16 protein-coding genes are annotated in these 19846 nt (G+C 49.4%); 15 read left to right on the forward strand and 1 reads right to left on the reverse strand.

From position 1 onward, the window contains the following. Positions 1-224 precede the first annotated feature (224 nt). From E3J62_09850 to amrB, 14 genes are all read left to right on the forward strand, one after another. The gene (locus E3J62_09850; GenBank protein ID TET44573.1) at positions 225-2621 is read left to right on the forward strand and encodes a heavy metal translocating P-type ATPase; all 2397 of its coding nucleotides are present in this window, start codon (positions 225-227) and stop codon (positions 2619-2621) included. 428 nt (positions 2622-3049) lie between these two features. Beyond that, positions 3050-4447, forward strand: a complete 1398-nt coding sequence (gene lpdA / locus E3J62_09855) for a dihydrolipoyl dehydrogenase (protein TET44574.1) — start codon at positions 3050-3052, stop codon at positions 4445-4447. Between the two features lie 49 nt (positions 4448-4496). Then, positions 4497-7604, forward strand: coding sequence for a T9SS type A sorting domain-containing protein (locus E3J62_09860; protein ID TET44575.1), 3108 nt, complete (start codon positions 4497-4499; stop codon positions 7602-7604). Positions 7605-7704: 100 nt separating this feature from the next. Beyond that, on the forward strand, positions 7705-8163 hold the full coding sequence (moaC, locus tag E3J62_09865) for a cyclic pyranopterin monophosphate synthase MoaC (protein ID TET44588.1): 459 nt from the start codon (positions 7705-7707) through the stop codon (positions 8161-8163). Between the two features lie 12 nt (positions 8164-8175). Continuing rightward, positions 8176-8703, forward strand: a complete 528-nt coding sequence (locus tag E3J62_09870) for a macro domain-containing protein (GenBank protein ID TET44576.1) — start codon at positions 8176-8178, stop codon at positions 8701-8703. Positions 8704-8715: 12 nt separating this feature from the next. Continuing rightward, positions 8716-9564, forward strand: a complete 849-nt coding sequence (ccsB, locus tag E3J62_09875; GenBank protein ID TET44577.1) for a c-type cytochrome biogenesis protein CcsB — start codon at positions 8716-8718, stop codon at positions 9562-9564. An 18-nt stretch (positions 9565-9582) separates the two neighbouring features. Further along, on the forward strand, positions 9583-10911 hold the full coding sequence (locus E3J62_09880) for a hypothetical protein (GenBank protein ID TET44578.1): 1329 nt from the start codon (positions 9583-9585) through the stop codon (positions 10909-10911). Continuing rightward, positions 10908-12071, forward strand: a complete 1164-nt coding sequence (gene nifS, locus E3J62_09885; protein TET44579.1) for a cysteine desulfurase NifS — start codon at positions 10908-10910, stop codon at positions 12069-12071. The genes E3J62_09880 and nifS overlap by 4 nt, the downstream gene beginning before the upstream one ends. A gap of 3 nt (positions 12072-12074) precedes the next feature. After that, positions 12075-12983 carry a quinolinate synthase NadA gene (gene nadA, locus E3J62_09890; GenBank protein ID TET44580.1) on the forward strand — a complete coding sequence of 303 codons (909 nt, stop codon included), beginning with the start codon at positions 12075-12077 and terminating at the stop codon, positions 12981-12983. A gap of 256 nt (positions 12984-13239) precedes the next feature. Beyond that, positions 13240-13806 (forward strand): YHS domain-containing protein, encoded by a 567-nt coding sequence (locus tag E3J62_09895; GenBank protein TET44581.1) that lies wholly within the window; start codon positions 13240-13242, stop codon positions 13804-13806. Beyond that, positions 13784-14023: a hypothetical protein gene (locus tag E3J62_09900; GenBank protein ID TET44582.1), complete on the forward strand. Its 240-nt coding sequence runs from the start codon at positions 13784-13786 to the stop codon at positions 14021-14023. Before E3J62_09895 ends, E3J62_09900 begins: the two co-directional genes overlap by 23 nt. A gap of 130 nt (positions 14024-14153) precedes the next feature. Further along, positions 14154-15131 (forward strand): AmmeMemoRadiSam system radical SAM enzyme, encoded by a 978-nt coding sequence (gene amrS, locus E3J62_09905; protein ID TET44583.1) that lies wholly within the window; start codon positions 14154-14156, stop codon positions 15129-15131. Positions 15132-15141: 10 nt separating this feature from the next. Next, positions 15142-15324 carry a hypothetical protein gene (locus E3J62_09910; protein ID TET44584.1) on the forward strand — a complete coding sequence of 61 codons (183 nt, stop codon included), beginning with the start codon at positions 15142-15144 and terminating at the stop codon, positions 15322-15324. Between the two features lie 64 nt (positions 15325-15388). Then, the gene (amrB, locus tag E3J62_09915) at positions 15389-16897 is read left to right on the forward strand and encodes an AmmeMemoRadiSam system protein B (GenBank protein TET44585.1); all 1509 of its coding nucleotides are present in this window, start codon (positions 15389-15391) and stop codon (positions 16895-16897) included. On the opposite strand, the gene E3J62_09920 is transcribed toward amrB, so the two are convergent. Then, positions 16857-19133, reverse strand: coding sequence for a hypothetical protein (locus E3J62_09920; GenBank protein ID TET44586.1), 2277 nt, complete (start codon positions 19131-19133; stop codon positions 16857-16859). The genes amrB and E3J62_09920 overlap by 41 nt on opposite strands. Before the next feature lie 30 nt (positions 19134-19163). Between E3J62_09920 and E3J62_09925 the strand changes: the two genes are divergently transcribed. Further along, entirely contained in the window at positions 19164-19598 is a 435-nt protein-coding gene (locus tag E3J62_09925; protein ID TET44587.1) for a NusG domain II-containing protein, read from the forward strand. Positions 19599-19846: the final 248 nt, after the last annotated feature.

Here is a 19846-nt window from a genome sequence, read left to right on the forward strand (position 1 = left end):
ACAGATTGAAACCCATCCTTATTGCTGAACCCGAACCAGGAAGGAATCTTGTGAAGATCTGTGATAATCTTGTGGTTACAAGGGGTCAGCGTGATGCGAAACCAATGGAACCACGAGATTACACGAGATTAACACAGATTGAAACCCATCCTTATTGCTGAACCCGAACCAGGAAGGAATCTTGTGAAAATCTGTGACAATCTTGTGGTTCCAAGAGTTAGGTTATGCCAATAGATCCTGTATGCAAGATGATGGTCAGTGAGGATACTGACCTGAAATACGATCACGAAGGGAAGACCTACTACTTCTGCAATCCTTCTTGCCTGGACAAGTTCAAGGTAGAACCTCGAAAGTTTCTTGAGCCAGTACTTGAACCTGTACTTCCCAAAGATCCGGTGGCGTTGTCCGGAAAGACTGCCAAGTTAAGCATACCCATTTCCGGAATGACCTGCGCCTCCTGTGCTTCCACTGTTGAAAAGGCACTTAATACTGTACCGGGAGTGACTTCGGCCGCGGTCAACTTTGCGGCAGATAAGGCGACAGTCGAGTTCGATCCTCAGGCGGTGGACATAGAGAAGATGAGGACTGCTGTCGAATCAGTCGGATATGGGATTAGAGAAGAGGTTGAAGAGGAAAGTGTAAGAGAGATGGTTGAGGCCAGGCGTCGTCTGGTCTGGATTTGGGCAATAACCATACCTGCCATAGCCTTGATGATTCCGGAGATGGTTTCTGGGTTTATGATACCTGGTTATCATTATGTGATGGTTGCCCTCGCCGCACTAGCACTGGCATTTCCCGGCTACAGAACCTACAGAAGTGCTGTGAAATCGATAGCTCATGCCGCGGCAAACATGGATGTCTTGATATTCATGGGAACCCTTGCCGCATTCGCGACAGGCGTTGCTCGTCTCTTCGGTCTCCCTATTGCTTCATACGCAGGGGTCTCTGCGATGATCATGGCCTTCCACCTTACCGGGCGTTACATAGAGGCAAGTGCAAAAGGAAGAGCTTCACAGGCCATAAAGAAACTCCTGGAACTTGGAGCCAAGAGTGCGCTTGTTGAGGTCGGTGGAGAAGAGCGTGAAATTCCTATCGAAGAGTTGAGCGTTGGTGACCTCATGATAGTCAAGCCGGGACAGAAGATTCCGACAGACGGTGAGGTCATAAGAGGTGAGAGCGCGGTTGATGAATCGATGGCGACCGGCGAGTCGATTCCGGTCAAGAAAAGACCGGGCGACAGTGTAATCGGTGCCACGGTCAACCAAAAGGGACTGCTGAAAGTCCGCGCCACCAAGATTGGGAGAGATACGTTCCTTGCACAGGTAGTTAAGATGGTCGAGGAATGCCAGGGAACCAAGGTTCCCATACAGGCGTTTGCTGACAAGGTGACTTCCTACTTCGCTCCTTCAGTTATCGTGGTTGCAGTACTTACGGTGATTCTCTGGATCCTGCTTCCAGGCTTTTTCATGGATGTGATCACCTGGGCTCGCTCATTCATACCGTGGGTCGACCCCACATTGGGAACTGTATCTCTTGCGATTTTTGCGGCAGTGGCAGTGCTTGTCATCGCGTGTCCCTGCGCCCTCGGACTTGCCACACCAACCGCCCTGATGGTTGGCACAGGCATGGCGGCTCAAAGAGGGATATTGTTTAGATCAGGTGAAGCCATACAGACGATGAGAGAGGTGAAGACGATAGTCTTCGACAAGACCGGCACGATCACAAAAGGAAAGCCAGAAGTTACTGACATTGTGGCCGTGTCGGGGAAGACTGAACAAGATGTGCTTTCCGTAGCTGGCTCACTCGAGTTGGGCTCAGAACATCCTCTTTCCACAGCGGTAGTGGAAAAGGCAAAGTCAATGAATGTGGCTTTGGGGGAGCCGAAGTCTTTTGAAACAGTCACAGGTAAGGGCGTAAGAGGAGAAGTCAACGGCCAGAGTGTGTTTGTAGGCAATCGTGAACTGATGAGGCAATTCGACATAGACTTTTCGATGCTGGAGAAAAACCTTGTCGATATGGAAGAAGAAGCGAAGACCACAATGGTGATTGTCTCCGGGCAAGGAGCAATTGGGGCCATAGGAGTTGCAGACACTCTGAAGGATGATTCGATCTTCGCAATTGCTGCTTTGGAAAGAATGGGACTTGATACTGTCATGTTGACAGGAGACAACAAAAGAACCGGTGAAGCCATCGCTCGAAAAGTAGGGGTGAAGCGAGTTCTGGCCAACGTCTTGCCCGACGATAAGACAAACGAGATAAGAAGATTGCAAGAGGAAGTCGGGATGGTCGCGATGGTAGGAGACGGGATCAACGATGCGCCGGCTCTGACTCAAGCGAACGTGGGGATTGCAATCGGCACAGGGACAGACATCGCAATAGAATCCTCAGACATAACTCTTGTTCGCGGAGATCTCTCAAGCGTGGTCACAGCAATAAAACTTTCTCATGCTACGTTTACCAAGATAAAACAGAACCTCTTCTGGGCGTTTTTCTATAACCTGATAGCCATACCTGTGGCAGTGTTTGGCCTTCTTCACCCGGTGATTGCCGAGATAGCAATGGCCCTGAGTTCCATAAACGTAGTCACCAATTCCCTCCGACTGCGCAGAACCAGACTCTGACCACAACTCCCAACCCACTCCCCTCTTCATCGCCACTCCCCGTTCAATCCCTCCTCCCACACGGCCATCCCGGGCTCAATATGGTTCAACATTGAAGAATGCGAGCGCCCGAAGGGAAGATCGAAAATCGAAAACGAAAAAGGCCCATGCCATCGTAGAGGGCATGAGGTATTTTTCGTCCTGAGCGAAATCGTGAGCCGAAGGCGAGGGATGAAGTCGAAGGATCTAGGCTTATTACTCTCAACGAGAATGCATCTGGGGCTATCCCCGCACCCACAGGACAATAAACCCGAAAATCGAAGATCGAAAATGTCCATCCTCTGTCCCTCTGTGTAAAGCGGTTTCTCTTGACTTCACCATTTCTGCTTAGTATTCTTGTCTTGTAAGGGCAATCAGGATTGCACGTTTCAGGTTCTTGGGGATAGACTGTGGAGAAGTACGGAATAGCGATTATTGGTGGAGGCCCCGCAGGATACGTAGGGGCGATCCGAGCATCCCAGTTGGACATCAGTGTCTGTCTGATTGAGTCAGGCGAGCTGGGCGGAGCCTGTACAAACGTGGGATGCATACCTACGAAGGCCATTCTTGCCTCTGTCAGATTCCTTTCCTACTGGCGAAGTGCGGGCGACCTGGGTATTGATATACACGGTGTGCCGTCCGCCAATCTGAAACAGATTAGAGAGCGGAAAGAGAAAATCGTACGGATCCAGAGGCATGGGATAGAGAACCTTCTCAAGTCCAACAAGGTGACTCTTATCAGGGGAAAGGGAAAACTCGTAGACCCTCACACTATCGCCGTAATCGGGGAGACCGACGTGGTGGGCGCGCACAGGATAGTTCTAGCGACCGGTTCGAGGCCGAAATCACTCCCTCACATTCCCTTCGATGGTGATATGGTCCTGTCCAGTGACCACGCCGTTGAGCTAAAAAATATACCTGAAAAGCTGTTGATTGTGGGAGGAGGTACGATTGGTGCGGAGTTTGCCTTCATATATGCTGGCCTTGGTTCAAAGGTCACGGTAGTTGAGATGATGGATAGAGTACTTCCCCTGGAGGACGGGGATGTCTCAGCAATCATAGAAAGGGAGATGAGGAAGTCGGGTATTGATGTCATGACCGGGATCAAGGTGGAGTCCTTATTCAGAAAGAAGAAAGGTGCATCAGTTATACTTGACGACGGCACAGAGCTCGCCGTAAGCAAGATTCTGGTGTCTATTGGCAGAACCTCCAATACCGAAGCACTCGATCTTTCGGCCGTTGGAGTTCGACTGCGCGATGACAATTCAATCGATACCAATGAGAAACTGGAAACGAATGTTCCCAACATCTACGCTGCTGGTGACTGTATTGGGGGGAGACTGCTTGCTCATGTCGCTTCCAGAGAAGCGATTGTAGCGGTTGAAAACTGCCTTGGTACTCCACTTGGGGTAAACTACAATGTGATTCCAGGCTGTACATTCACGATACCCGAGGTTGCATCAGTAGGACTCACGGAGGCTGCAGCGAGGGCGTCCGGAAAGGAGATAAAGACAGGCCGTTTTGATTTCAGAGGTCTGGGCAAAGCTCATGCTGATGGAGAAATAGTGGGCATGGTCAAGATCGTTGCTGACTCAGAAACAGACAAAATTCTTGGAGCGCACATAGTTGGTAATGAGGCATCATGTCTGATTCATGAACTCGCTGTGGTCATGAAGGCAGGGATGACGGCAAGCGACCTTGGTGAAACTGTCCACGCCCATCCAACGTTCTCTGAAGCAATCATGGAAGCGGCAGCAGACGTGCAGAACGCTTCCATACACAAGCCCAAGATATCGAAATCCCAGTAGTTTTGGGTTGACTGTCGACATTAACCTTGCCTAGAGTATTCTTTACCGTATGAGGAGGTATGTTATGAGAGGTGTTTGCGTTATTTGTTTAGTACTCTGTGGTATGTTCGCCGCTGTTTGTGCCACAGGCCACTCAACACCTGCCGTGTCGGCACAAAAGATTCATGTCTCATCTGTGTCTGACATTTCTACTTCTTGCGGTGAGCTTCTTGGGTTAAGCGAGGATATTAGCCTTAGTGTGGATCCTGGTTCCTGTGTGCTTTACGGGAGTGGACTTGAGAGCTATTACTATCTCAGGGTGGGAGAATTGAAGTCAACAGGAGGAGCAGGCGAGCCGGAACTTCCCATGAAAGTCATCAGATTGGTCATACCGGGACAAAACCATGTTCTCGGTGTCAAGGTCAACTCTGGCTCTTTTGCTGAGTTCAAAGAACCGCTGAGGATTGTGCCTGTGTCTCAAGTCGCCGAATGGCGAATCGGGGGTAGCAAACCCGAACTGATTCCTGACCCGAAAATATATGGTAGTGACTCATATTTCCCTGGCAGGCTGGTCTCTTTTGATTGGGGATGCGACAATAAGAACACGTATGTGTATGTCAGAATTTTCCCTGTTCAGTACAGGCCTCTAAGTGGCAAAGCGCTTCTTCTCACAGAAGCTTCTGTGAGCGTGTATTATACGCCGAGACCTTCTCAGCCAAGAGCGAGCCTCGCTGTGCCTTTTGACGATCAATGCGTCATAATTTGTCCCGACGAGTTTATGGTTGCTGCCGAGACTCTGGAAGCTTTCCACGAGGGGCAGGAAAGTATCACCACCTACATTGCCACAAACGAATGGATAGACAGTACTTATACCGCTGTGAAAGATACCCCTCCGTGGGATGGCTATGCTTATGAACAGCCCGGGACCATACAGGGTTACGATTACACTCTTGCCAAGAAAATTGTCGCTTTCATGAGAGACACCCTTGCACACCCCAACCTCAGATACATCAGCATAATTGGTGACGCAGAGAAGGTTCCGCCCAGCTACTACTTCAAGTTTGGCTCGGGCAGTCCTGTGGAGGGGTGGATCCCCTCAGATCTACTCTACGTGTCGCCGGACTTCGATTATGTTCTAAACTACTGTTCTGGACGGATTGTGGCAAGCGACATTCTTGAAGCTACGCATGCTGTGATGAAGGCAAGAGACTGGCATGCGTCTGCGGCTTGGTCATGGTTCAAAAACGCGGCAGTTACCGGCGGAGTCCCATTTGATACTCCCTACTATATTGGTGAGCTGATTACGAGTGATGTGGTGAATAGAAATGCCTTCAACGGCCACGACGTAACCAAGTTGTATTACACCGACAATAACTTCACAGAATCGGTATGCGATGATTATCTACGGGGTGACGCGAGTGAAGACTGCGGCATATTCTTCCAGATAAGCCATGGTAGCGGTCCTGCCATTTATTATGATGATGGATCAAACATCACCGCGAATGAGCTCATGGCCTATCCTGCTCACACGAATGTTCCCATAATTGCAAGTGTTGCCTGCGACTGCGGGGCATGGGATACAGACCTTGTGAGTGCACTGGGTTTCAGTATGTCCTTTGGGGAGGGAGTTTTGAAGTCCGATGCAGCCGGAATCGCGTACTTCGGGGGGGCCAGATCAAATGCAGGATCCCCGAGCTGGTACATAGATAACGGCAATCTGATAATAACCAGAGACTGGTACATGAGTGAGCTTCTGACCTATGTCTGGGACGCGTATCACCACGGAGCTCCTGCCTTGGGAGACATGCACTGGGCCGCGTTTGATTCCTTTTTGGTCAATAATGACATGTCCACCTATACCTGGAACAGAAAAACCTACTTCGAGGCCATATTAATAGGAGACCCGGCACTACAGATTCCTGCACAGGTCAGCGGCTCCAACTACACTCTGCCTCAATTGGAAGCACAGAATCCAGAATATGTGAATTCAACAAGCTATCCTGTCTTTCACAACACCGCACAGGAGACGATATTGGTCGTGTCGAATACAGACTCCCCCGGAGCCTCAATAAAGCTGATGGATGCTCTTACGCGCTCCACCGCTCTCGACGTGGAGGACTTCCCTTCAGGACCTTTCGAGTATGAGTTCACGCCTGGAACGGGCCCAAGATACTATCTCGTGAGGACTGTTGCAGATGACTGGAAAGAAGGATGGATGTACCTCTACAATGGTGTGCTCATAGCCGTCGACGGGGACACTCTGGACTGGCGTAGGGCCGGCATCAGCCCGGCTGCTGAGGATCCTGACGACTTTGAGCCTCAGGACCTTGAGATAACCGACCTGTATGTCGCCAATGACGGTCTATACTGGTATTTTGGATTCCCGGCATTATGGGAGACCATGTCGCACGCCTCATACGGAATCGCACTGGATTATACAGGTGGGGGATATGTGGGTGTGCAGGGAACAGACCGAGACGGTCTCGGAAACTGGATTACCTTTGACAGCACTCACGCAGTTGATGCCGAGGTTTATGTCTTTCCGTACTATGACTTTGGAGTGATTCTTTTCTGGCTTGGTTCCGGATGGTCCAGCTACTATTCTATTGAAAACATGGGTGGAGTCATGATGTTTGATCTGGACAATGCCCATTTCTGTGAGATTGCCATACCCAATTCTGTGATTGGTGACCCCGATTGTATTGACCTGACCCTTTTCTCAAGCGGTATGGGCAACTTCTTGAATGATTGGCAGCCCGCACAGGATGCGTCTCCAAGCGACCCTGCTACCTACAATACTCCACACTGGGGTCAAAGCTGGGCCAACACCCTGACCCAGTTCGTGCGAGTGTGCAAGACTGGGATAGAAGAGCAGGAAGGCGTGATGCTCAGACGGGAGGCGGTGTTTGGTTTGAGCCAGCCATCTCCAAATCCATTCAGGGATGTGTGCTCAATTCGTTTTACAGTCCCCAATAGGGGGGCGGTTGAACTTAACATATATGATTCTGCGGGACGGCTCATTTCCACACCCATCAAAGGGACGGTGGCTTTTGGTTCGCACGTTTTCTACTGGGACGGGACCGGGCCAGATGGCCACAAACTGCCAAGCGGAATCTATTTTGCGAGACTAGATTTCGAAGGGAATTCAAAGACCGCGAAACTTCTGAAGCTGAGATAGTGTTTGCAGCATGATCAGCTTCTGATACTGCCCGTTGAATTGGTTAAACCAGGGGGATTGGCTCGTGCTTTCACACATTGACAAAAAAGGCCGCGCACGGATGGTAGATGTCAGCGCCAAAGGTGAGACGGAACGCGTGGCAGTTGCAGCCTGCACTGTTTCCATGGGCGAAAAGGCATTGTCTACTGTAATAGAGAATGAGAGTGTCAAAGGGGATGTGCTTACTGTGGCCAAACTCGCAGGGATAATGGCTGCCAAAAGGACAGGAGAGATGATTCCTCTTGCCCATACTATAAAACTGACCAACGTGGAGATTGACTTTACAGTTAGAAAGAAAGAAAGAGAGATTGACATAAAGACAGAGGTCAAGTCCTATGGGAAAACCGGCGTGGAAATGGAGGCCTTGACTGCTGCGGCGTCATCTGCCCTCACAATATATGATATGTGCAAAGCGGTCGATAGATCAATTGTGATTTCAAACCTGAGACTGCTTGAAAAGAGTGGAGGCAAAAGCGGTCGCTGGGTGAGGGGCACAGCCGGGAAGAGCAACGGGAAGTAGAACTTTCTCATTATGTCAGTAAATATCAGTTTATACAAGGGTGATATTACTGATTGCCATGCTGACGGATTGGTGAATGCCGCAAATAATCATCTGTGGATGGGAAGCGGTGTGGCCGGCGCCATCAAGAGAAGGGGAGGCCAGGTGATAGAGGATGAAGCGGTTGTAAAGGGGCCAATTCATGTTGGTGAGGCAGTGGCAACCACGGCGGGTAAACTGAATGCAAAGTTTGTGATCCATGCGGCTGGCATGGGGCGGGACCTCGTACCGAGTGAAGAAAGCATAAAAAACTGCACAATCAACTCGCTCAAGAGAGCGGACGAACTTGGTCTCAAATCGATAGTCTTCCCGGCAATAGGGTGCGGCGTGGGAGGGTTTCCGGTGGAGAGGGCAGCCTCAATAATGCTGGATGCTGTCCACCAGTTTACATCTAAGAAATCTTCAATAGAAAATATTGCTTTTGCTCTTTTCACTCAAATGGATTATGATGCATTTGACAATGCGCTGAGAGAGTTTTTAGACCGAACCTCGTCACAATAGGAATCAATAGAAATGCAAAACTTACTTGCTGAACAGGCCATCTTTTTCGCAGTCATAAGTCTCTATTCACTGGCCTTTCTTTTCTATGTTGCGTACCTATTTGTGCCTCGGCTTCTGGGTAGAGGAAAACTAGCATTCTATATTCTACTTTTGGGAGCATTAGTACATGCGTTTCTTATTATTTTCAGGTTCATGGAAGCAAGATACCCTCCATTTCAGACTCTTTATGAAAGCCTCTCCTGGTTTGCTTTTTCCGTCGTAGTCGCCTTCCTTTTCGTTGAGTGGCGGAGAGATGTTCACCTTCCGGGTTTTCTCGCAACCGGAATAGCACTTGCTGCATGTATATACGCTATCGTTGGAAGGAGTCCTGAAATAAAGCCTTTGTTCCCCGCCCTGCAGTCTGGGTGGTTTGCTTGGCATGTGGTCTTGGCATTCGCATCCTATGCAATCTTTGTGGTTGCATTCAGTGTCGAAGTCGTCTTCCTTTCGTTGACATTGGGAAGCAAGAATGGCAGAGGGGCAAGGTTCGGGCTGGATGAGAAGAAGAGAAACCTTTTCCACAGGATGGCCTACAACCTTATTCTGTTTGGATATCCCCTATTGACCTTCGGCGTAGTTTCAGGAGCCGCCTGGGCTCAAGAGGCCTGGGGGAGATACTGGGGATGGGACCCGAAGGAAACCTGGTCATTAATCACATGGTCAGTCTACGCGCTTTATCTTCATGCAAAGGTCACACCCAGGTGGGCGAGGAGGAGGGCGTCTGTATTGAACATTATTGGCTTTGTCTGTATGATATTCACTTTTGTGGGAGTTAACTGGCTTGTCAGGCTACTTCACATACCCAGTCTGCACGCGTACTAATTTTAGGAGAAGAGGACATTGAAAAGATTCTTGAAAGTCATGTACTCTCAGCTTGCTTCAACTCGTCTCACTCTGGTTCTTCTCATAATAATGGTGGTCTGTATGCTCTTGGGGACTGTCTTTCCTCAAGGGGGTACTCAAGAGGAGTACTTGAAAGCTTTCGGGCAAGTTCGCGCGACGTGGTTCACAAGATTGGGCTTCTTTGACGTTTTCCATTCCTGGTACTTTCTCCTGGTGGGCGGTATCTTCTTTTTGAATATGGTGTTCTGCAGCATCGATGGCTGGATGGGTCACATCCGACCCAAACCAGCACGTTTCAAGGAAGCGAGTACGGTTCAATGGGAGTTAGGCGGAAAGAAGTCCGAGCAGATGCTGGGAGTCCTGAAGGATAGAGGCTACAAGGTCAAGCAGGTTTACGCTGGGGAAGGAGCAGGCTCGTTTGTGGCCCAACGGGGTCTTCCAAGCAGGCCTGTATCTATCATCTACCACTTCGGCCTTGCCCTGACTTTTGTAGGATTTGTTCTGTCAGCTCTGACGGCATTTAATGGCGAAGTCTACATCTATCCGGGGGAGACCAAGAAAATACCCAGGAGTAGTCCGGATATGACTGTAAACCGATGGAGAAGCAAGCTTGGTTTCTCTCCTGGCAATGTGGAGTCTCTCTCCATTTATCTTGAGTCATTCGACACTGAATACACCTGGTACAACATGAAATACTACCCGAAAGACTGGAAGTCTGCTGTGGTCCTTAAAACGAACTCTGGTCTTTCAACGAAAAAAGTGATTGAGGTTAACGCACCCTTAAGATATAGAGGCCTGACTGTTTATCAGATGTCGTACAAGCAGGAATTTGACATTGAACTGGAAGATACCACCATACACGTGGAGGCAGGAGAGCCTTTTGAGATACCAGCTTTCGAAGGGAAGTTCTCTGTGCGGACAGTTCGTACGGGCGTGCTCTTCAAGGAAGGTATCAAGGAACCTATCACGCCCCACGGGGACCTTTACTACAAGGCCCCGGATGCTGAGAAGAAAAAAAGGGTTGGTAGACTTACGCTCGACAGCAAATACTACTTCGAAGACACCCCGCTGATCATGAGAAATTTCACTGAAGCGTCAGGATTGTATTTTCGTAGAGATGATGGAGTTGTATTTCTCTACGTGGCTTTTATATTGTTTATGGTGGGTCTTTTCGTAAGAGTATTCTGGACTAGCTATAGAGTTTCAGTCCACGTGGATGAAGGAGAAGGAAAGGTCTACGTCTCTGCGAAGGTTGCAGGGGTTGCAGCTTACGAGGAGATTGAACTTGCCGGAATCGGCAAGCAGTTTCAGGAGATGACGCCTTGAAGGACCGAATATACCTTGACCACAACGCGACCACCCCAACTGACAAGAGGGTCTTGGAAGTAATGCTTCCCTATTTTTGTGATGATTTTGGCAATGCGTCGAGCCTGCACAGGTTCGGACAGAGGGCCCATGTTGCTCTCGAGGATGCGCGAACGCAGGTAGCCAGTATTCTTGGTGCAGAAGAAAAGGAGATTGTATTCACCAGCGGAGGCTCCGAGTCGAACAACTATGCGATAAAAGGTGCGGCATACCTTCACCAGGATAAGGGGCGTCATATCATAACATCTGCAGTTGAACATCCCGCGGTACTGAATACGTGTGAGCATCTCCAGAAGAGAGGGTTTGATGTCACCTACATATCTGTAGATGAGCGTGGTGTGCTTGATCTCAACAAGTTGGAGGATGCTATACGCAAGGACACCATACTTGTCACCATAATGCACGCAAACAATGAGGTGGGAACAATTCAGCCTATTGCCGAGATCAGCAAGTTGGTTAAGAAAAGAGGCGTTCTGTTTCACACGGACGCAGTCCAAGCCGTGGGGAAGCTGGAGACGGACGTGAACAAGCTGGGTGTCGATATGCTGTCCCTCTCGGCGCACAAGCTGTACGGACCAAAAGGGGTGGGGGCGCTCTACGTAAGATCTGGAGTGGAGTTAATGCCTCTGATCCATGGAGGTCACCACGAAAAAGGGAGAAGGGCAAGCACTGAGAACTTACCCGGTATCGTGGGACTGGGAAAAGCCTGCGAGATTTGTATGGCTGAGATGAAGGAGGAGAGCAAGAGGCTGACCATGCTCAGGGAAAGGCTCTGGCAAGGCTTTAGCTCCAGGATTTCAGAGACTGTGCTTCTGGGCCACCCCACGAAGAGGCTTTCTGGTACCTTGGCCGTCTCATTCAGATATGTGGAGGGCGAGTCGGTCCTTCTCAATCTTGATTTAGAAGGGATAGCGGTTTCAAGCGGTTCTGCATGTACCTCCGGTTCTATTGAACCGTCTCACGTTCTACTTGCCATGGGTGTTCCTCCTGAGCTAGCCAGGGGTGGAATAAGGTTGAGTCTGGGAAGGGGAAATACAGAGGAGCAGATAAACAGGGTCATCGACCTAACGCCGGGCATAATCGAAAAACTTAGAGCCATGTCACCACTAACGAAGAAATAGGGTATGACTGACCAGAAACTGAAGGAGGAAATAATTGCCCTCAAGAATAAAAAGAGGGCTCTCTTTCTTGTGCACAACTATCAGAGAGGAGAAATTCAGGACATTGCAGACTACCTTGGTGATTCTCTTGGGCTTGCCCAGCAGGCAGCAGAACATCCCGCTGAACTGATAGTGTTCTGCGGTGTCTGGTTCATGGCGGAAAGCGCGAAGATATTATCCCCTAAGAAGAAGATCCTTCTGCCCAGGAGAGAGGCAGATTGCTTCATGGCTAGAATGGTGGATGTGGAAGGGTTGCGCCAACTGAAGCAGAAACATCCTGATGCAAAGGTCGTCTCATACGTGAACACGAATGCAGACATAAAAGCAGAGAGTGATGTATGCTGTACATCGGCCAATGCGGTAAAAGTTGTGGAGGGGATAGAAGCTGACACCATAATCTTCACTCCGGACAGGAACCTGGCCAAATATGCCCAGAGGTTTACCACTAAGAAGATAATTCCCTGGGATGGCTACTGCTATGTTCACGCCCGGATCACACCAGAAGAAGTGATAGAGGCAAAGGAGAAACATCCAGATGCAGCTTTCATCGCTCACCCTGAATGCGAGCCCCCAGTTATTGACCTTGCTGATGAGGTCCTGTCCACCGGTGGAATGGTCAGGTTTGCGAAGGAGTCTGACTACAAGAAGATCATAATAGGTACAGAGGAAGGCCTTCTGTATCGTCTTAAGAAAGAGAATCCTGGAAAGAAGTTCTATACTGCTGGTAGCGCAAAGATGTGCTGGAATATGAAGATTAACACTCTTGAAGATGTTTATTTGTCCTTGAAAGAGGACAGATACCAGATAGAAGTGGAAGAAAGCATACTGGAAAAAGCGAGGGTGGCTTTGGAGAGAATGCTGCTTTACACTTGATCCCCACACCCCTACTCACGAAGTACAAAGTACAAATTGCAAAGTACGAAGTACAAATGACTGAGTGCGGAGTACAATGACAAAGCATAGCGGACAGACCCGGAACGATAAGTACAAAATCAAAAGATAAATCAGGAATTCCTTTGTACCTCGTACCTTGATTAAAGGATGCTCTTGACTACAGGCATCCCTTCTCGTATCCTGTATCTAGTACTTAGTACCGTGCAATTAGTACTTTGTACTTCTCGGAGGATGTATGCGGGAGAGTGGTACAGTTGTCTCCACTCAGGGTGGCATTGCCAGAATAGAGTTCGTCCCCAAGGAAGCTTGTGAGCACTGTGGGGCGAAGGGATTCTGCCATCCGTCTCCCGGGAAGATGGTTGCTGAAGCTATCAACGAGCTGGAGGCAAAGGTTGGCGATGAGGCTACAATAGAGACAGGCGTGGGGGAGTCAATCCTGGCCTCCGTACTCATATTCCTTGTCCCTATTGCCGGTCTCATAGGTGGCTATCTTCTGGCTAAGTGGATTTGGAAAAGTGAGGGGGCAGGCGCCATTGGTGCCATAGCTTTGATGGCAGCGTTCATAGGAGTCTTGGCATATCTGGATAGAAGAGTTTTCAGACCAAAGAAGTTTATGCCAAGAATAGTATCAGTTGTAAGAAGGGAGGTGAACACATTGGTAAAAGACCCCGTTTGTGGCATGGACGTCTCTGAGGAAACGACCTTGAAGACCGATCACTCTGGCAAGACCTACTACTTCTGCTGTGAGACATGCAAGACCGCTTTTGAGAAGACCCCAGATGAATATCTTAAGAAAGAGTGAACGCACAGCCGGCAGGAAGAGCGACCGCACTTTTGTGGCGATGATTGTGGTGACAGTCGCCATCATAGGTGCGGTTTTTGCCAGTAACTCCAGAAATGCACTGCATCCGGAACTGCAGACCGTGCCAAGGATAAATGTGAAGAGGGTTGTGGAGAGAATAGAGAAGGCCGGCCTCACCCCACGGGAAGCAAAATATTATAAGGTGCTTGAACATTAGCAAGTACGAAGAACGGAAGCCCCACATCCGGTCCCCCTTGAGTGCAGGAAAATTTCGCAATTTCGGGTGTGGGGGTGACGGGAAGAGAGGGATTTCCCAATTTCGTGTTTAGAGGTATTTCGGGGTATGGATGAGTAAGGTTGAATGCCTTTTGTGCCCTAAGCGATGTGAACTGGTCGAGGGGCAGCGTGGCGACTGCAAAGTAAGGCTGAACCTTGAAGGTAAACTGAAAACCCTTGTATATGGAAAGGTATGCGCAGCTCACGTTGATCCGATTGAGAAGAAGCCCCTTTCCCATGTGCTTCCCAGTTCCAGAGCGTTTTCTATAGCGACAGCCGGGTGCAACCTCCACTGCAAATTCTGTCAGAACTGGCAGATTTCGCAAAGAGAACCAGAGGAGACCGAAAATCACGATCTGACTCCTGAGGATGTCGTTAATCTTGCCCGCCAGTATAAATGTGAGACTATCGCATATACTTATTCGGAGCCCGTGGTCTTCTACGAATACATGGTCGACACTGCCAGACTCGCTCACCAGTTTGGAATCAGAAACGTATGGGTGACTGCCGCATTCATAGAAGGAAAACCATTGGATGAGTTGTGCAACTTGATTGATGCGGCAAACATAGACCTGAAATCTATTAGAGATAGATATTATGCTGACGTTTGCTATGGAAGACTGAAGCCTGTGCAGGATGCCATAGTAAAAGCAGCTAATAGGGGAGTCTGGGTTGAACTCACCAATCTGATAGTTCCAACACTGAACGATTCGGATGAAGACCTAACAGATCTGTGCAGGTGGATAGTCAATAATGTCGGAGTTGATGTACCACTCCATTTTTCTAGATTCCATCCAATGTATCAACTGGAAAATCTGCCGGCAACTCCAGTAGAGACGCTCATCAAAGCTCGCGAGATAGCGATAGCCGAAGGCATAAATTATGTCTACATAGGGAATGTTCCCGGCAGAGGAGCGAGCAACACCTACTGCCCAAATTGCAGGGCGCTACTTATAGAAAGGAAAGGGTACTACGTGGCTCTGAACAGAGTGGGGGAGGACGGGAGGTGTGACCTTTGCGGCCACAAGATTCCAGGAATATGGAAATAGGAGGGAATATATGGATGACAAGAAATCTTGCAATGTGACCAGACGGGAAGTTTTGGTCAAGGCGGCCATGGGTGTATTCGGGGTTCTTCTTCTGCCATTGTTTCCAAGAGTCAGGAGGGAGACTAAGAGGGAGAAGTTCCTCAGAAACATCTCCAACATAGAGGCCTCACACTACAAGAGACTGGCTGGTTGAAACTGAGGCTGTACGCTATGCGCCGTACGACACAAAACAATTTTGGAATTTGTGATGTAACAGCATGTTCGATTCAGTGGACAAAATCGGAGAGGAACCCATGTCACGAAATACATTCTTGGTTTTGCTCGCGTGCCTGACTACTCTTGCCTCGTGCAAGGGTAGCAAAGCTCCGGAGCAGAAGATAGAGCGGATCAGAGAACCGGTATTTGCTGGCAGTTGGTACCCTGGTGAGAGCTCAGACCTGTCAGAAATGATAGACGGTTTTCTGAAAAGGGTTGAGAAGCATGACCTCAAAGGTGACCTTGTTGCTCTTTGGGTTCCTCATGCTGGGTACACTTTCTCAGGTGGAGTGGCAGCACATGCTTTCAAACAACTCGAGAACAAAAAGTATGAGACGGTCATAGTAATGGGCCCGAGCCACAGGTATCCACTGGCGGGAATTTCCATCTATGACAGAGGCTTCTACAAAACACCTCTTGGTCTTGTACCCATCGATACTGTGGTGGCTGCTCAGCTCAAGGCCGCGAGCAATAAGATACATTACGTACCGCAGGCCCACGCAAATGAGCACTGCATCGAGATTGAGCTGCCGTTCCTGCAGAAGACCCTTGGAAGTTTTAAGCTTGTTCCAGTACTGGTCGGAAACCCATCCATGCAGGACGTGAAGGATTTTGCCGGGGCGCTGATTGACGTTCTGGGTGCACGGGGAAGGCTGCTGATATTGAGTGCTGATTTATCCCATTATCATCCATACAAAACAGCACAGGCGCTGGATAGAGCGTGCTTGGAGGCTGTCCAGAACCTGGATGTTTCAGAACTCATTCAGAAGATTAACAGCGGGCAGACCGAGGTTGACGCCCCGGGTGCTGCTATGGCGATGATTATGGCGCTGAAAGCCCTGGGCGCGGAGAAGGCCACGCTGTTGAGGTATGCGAATTCTGGTGACGTCATGGGTGACAAGTCAAAGGTTGTTGGCTACGCTGCCCTCGCAGTAACTGTGCCTTCATGGATTGGAGACGAACTCACCTCTGCTCACAAGAAAGAACTGATGAAGATTGCGAGGCGTTCGATAGAAGCGGTTGTTCAGGGGAGAACCATACCTTCGTTCCCTCAGAACTATCCGATTCTCAAGAAAAACTGTGGTGCTTTCGTAACCATTACCAAACGAGGGATGCTTCGTGGTTGCATTGGATATGTCCTACCCACAATGCCGCTGTACGAAGCTGTTTCCCAGGCTGCAGTCTCAGCGGCCACAAAAGATGGCAGATTTCCTCCCGTCTCACCAGACGAATTGCAGGAACTGGAACTTGAGATATCTGTCCTGACACCTCCGCGGCCTGTGAAGGACACGATGGAAATAAAGGTGGGCAGAGACGGACTCATAATAAGGAAGGGACTGCGTTCTGGTCTGCTTTTACCACAAGTAGCGTCTTCGAGAAACTGGGATAGAACCACGTTTCTCCAGGAGACATGTAGAAAAGCACGCCTTCCAAGAGATGAGTGGAAGAGTGGTGCGCAGATTTATGCTTTCAGTGCCACAGTTTTTGACGAACACGAGACAGCAAAATGAGCAGCAAGGCCGTTACACTTGCAACGAAGGCAAGCATGCAGGTGCCAACTACGCCGAGAATAGGAATAAGAATGGTGCTGGCCAGAACTGCCCCCAGGCATGAGCCCAGAAGGTCAACTCCATAGAGATAACCGGCAACCTTTCCAGTCCCACCTGATTCTGCAAAGAGTATCCTGGCTGCCAGTGGAAATTGAACTCCCCCCAGGAATCCAGCTATGATGGGCAAGAATGCGAACGCGAGTTGTCCCTTGTATGGGACTGCATGAACCTGTGATACTCTTGAGACCCACAGAAGAAAAATGGCCAGAAAGACTGGATAGACACACATACCCATCTGGATTTTCATGAAGAGGTTCCTTGGGTCGGCCAGCGCTGACAGTTTTCTGTTGATGATCAGGGCGCCCAGTGCGAGACCTATCATGAAGGACGTGAGTATTACTCCGAGCCTAAAGTAGAGATATCCAAAGAACGCTTGAAAACAGAATATGACTACGACCTGGAAGACCATCTCGGAATACCCCGTGGTGAAGACAGCGGCCACTATTGGGCTGTTCGGTTCTCTACGGCTGAGCGTCGGATAGATGAGAGCGAGGAACAGAAGACCAAAGGGGAGAACATGCCACAGCGGACGGAGGGACGATATGCGGCTCAAGAGAGAGGCGCTTCTTGAACGAAAGCGGGTGAGCCAGGTTACAGTGCCGTAGAAATATCCAGCGGGCCTTAAGTCAGTGTTGATGGCGAATTTCTCTGCCTGCTTTATGGAAGAGAGAAAAAAGAGGATACGTCCGGGGTCCATCCGGTAGGGTAGATACCCGTCCGTTATGAAACCTGTGCTGATTCCAAGTTTTGATATCCTATCAAGTAGCGTCTGGTACGTCACAGTCTCAAGTTGAGGGTCGTCGGAGGCGAGGAAGTATGTGTAGTCACCGGGAACAAGAAGAACATAGTCAAAACAACAGTTGAGAGTCTGATAAATAGAAGCAAGGAATTTCTGTTGCTCCGGATTCAGGAAATTCTCTGACGAAGTTACTCCCACACTTAGCACTCCATGAGGCCTCATTGCGCGCTTGACTTCTTTGAAATACTCGACAGAGTAGAATCTGTTTACCAGGGCGGTCAGGGGGTCCGGCAGATTGGAGATTACGACGTCATATCGTGCCTTCGACAGTTTTATGAATCTTCTCCCATCGTCATATACTACTTCTACTCTTCTGTCTCTGATAGCTTCATTTGCTCTTTTCAGGGAGAGTTTTCTAGCTGCATCAACTATCATAGGGTCCAGCTCAACGTAAGTTACTGATTCTATTGGGTGCTTCAGTATCTCTGATAGAACGCCCGAGACACCTCCGCCTAGCAGAAGGACATCTTCTGGATCAGAATGGGCGAGAAGAGGGATGTGTGCTGTTTCCTCTGCCGAGCGTCTCTGACCAGTAGAAAATGCGAGCAGCCCATTTTCGTAAAATGTTTTTTCTTCTCCCAGTGAGATGACTGCCACATTTCCATAGATGGAGTCATCGTTAAATACGAGCTCCAGTCCCTTCCACCGGTTGGAGATTGCGAGCTCCTCCAACTTTCCTGTTGCACCAAGTGCCAGAGCTATGATATAGGCAGTCAATAGAGTTGCAGGTATCAGGCGCACGCGAATGGTGTGTGCTGAGAGGAGGCCTGCAATCAAGTTCAGTCCGCCGAGTAGGAACCCGGTCTGTGTGGGGGTAAGGAATCTTATCAAGATGAGGCTGAATACGAGGCCCCCAAAGGTGCTACCTACGGCTTCAAGAATATAGACCAAACCTATCCTTTCGGCTGAGGCTGTGCCCTTTGGGTAGGATGCGCACAAAAGGGAGAAGGTGAAGCCGAGAATCAGGCATAAGGGTGCGAGCACGATGCTGGAAGATAGCAGCATCGGCGCAATACCCACTATCTCTCCTGGCGAGAGAGGAAAGATGTTCTTTATTGTTCTGGAAAGGAACACTAGTACAGGGATAAGAACCGCTGCTGAGGCTTGGGCTGCAACTATTGATAAGGGTTTGCGTACAAGGCGTTCGGTAAACCTTCCCAGAATCCATGAGCCAGCCGCAACCCAGATTAACCAGGAGGCGAGCATGAGACCTATAGAAAGCTCGTTCCCGTAGAAGATAACGAGAAGTTCCCTCAGTATTACAATCTGGGAGACGATTGCTGTAGTGCCCAGTACGGCGGAAGAGAGAATAACCGCCCTTTTCAAGTTGCGCTCCATGTATTAAGATTCTAGGGGGCAGGAATAGAGATGTCAAGAAACAAGAGTAACGTAGAAAGACCCATCCTGAGATTGTCAGACATCGCAGTCATAGTTATTTTACTGTGCTGCGGTGTTATCTCGATCTTCTACCTACACAAGAAGCACTTGTCTGGCAGCGGTGCTCTGGTGGCAGAGATACGAATTGAAGGCAAAGTGGTCTCCACCCACTCCCTGGGGAGAGGAGAGCCGGAGAGGCTCATTCCTCTTCAACTGCCAAGAGGGGAAGGGACCGTGCAGATAAAAGAGGGGAAAATTAGAATTCTGCCAATGCCGGATGGCGTGTGCCCGCTCCACATATGTAGCAAGACCGGATGGATTGATAGACCAGGCCAGTTCATTGCCTGCGTCCCCAATAAGTTGATAATCACCATACACACCACCCAACCCATGGAGCCCGACTCGATAGACGCGCTTACATACTGAACACTAAAAGACGAGACTAGGGGTATGGGGACAGCCCCCCAATCTTACATGTAACAGCGAAGGATAAATAGATACATCACAAGAAAGATTTTGGAACCGCAGAAGATTGCTCAATATTGAACCATATTGAACCGGGGATGGGCGCGTGGGAGGAGGGATTGAGCGGGGAGTGGTGAGGGGAAGTGTGGTGAGTGGGGACAGCCCCCCAATTTTACATGTAACAGCGAAGGATAAATAGACACATCACA

The organism is candidate division TA06 bacterium (assembly GCA_004376575.1).
Classification (GTDB): domain Bacteria; phylum Hydrothermota; class DG-26; order E44-bin18; family E44-bin18; genus E44-bin18.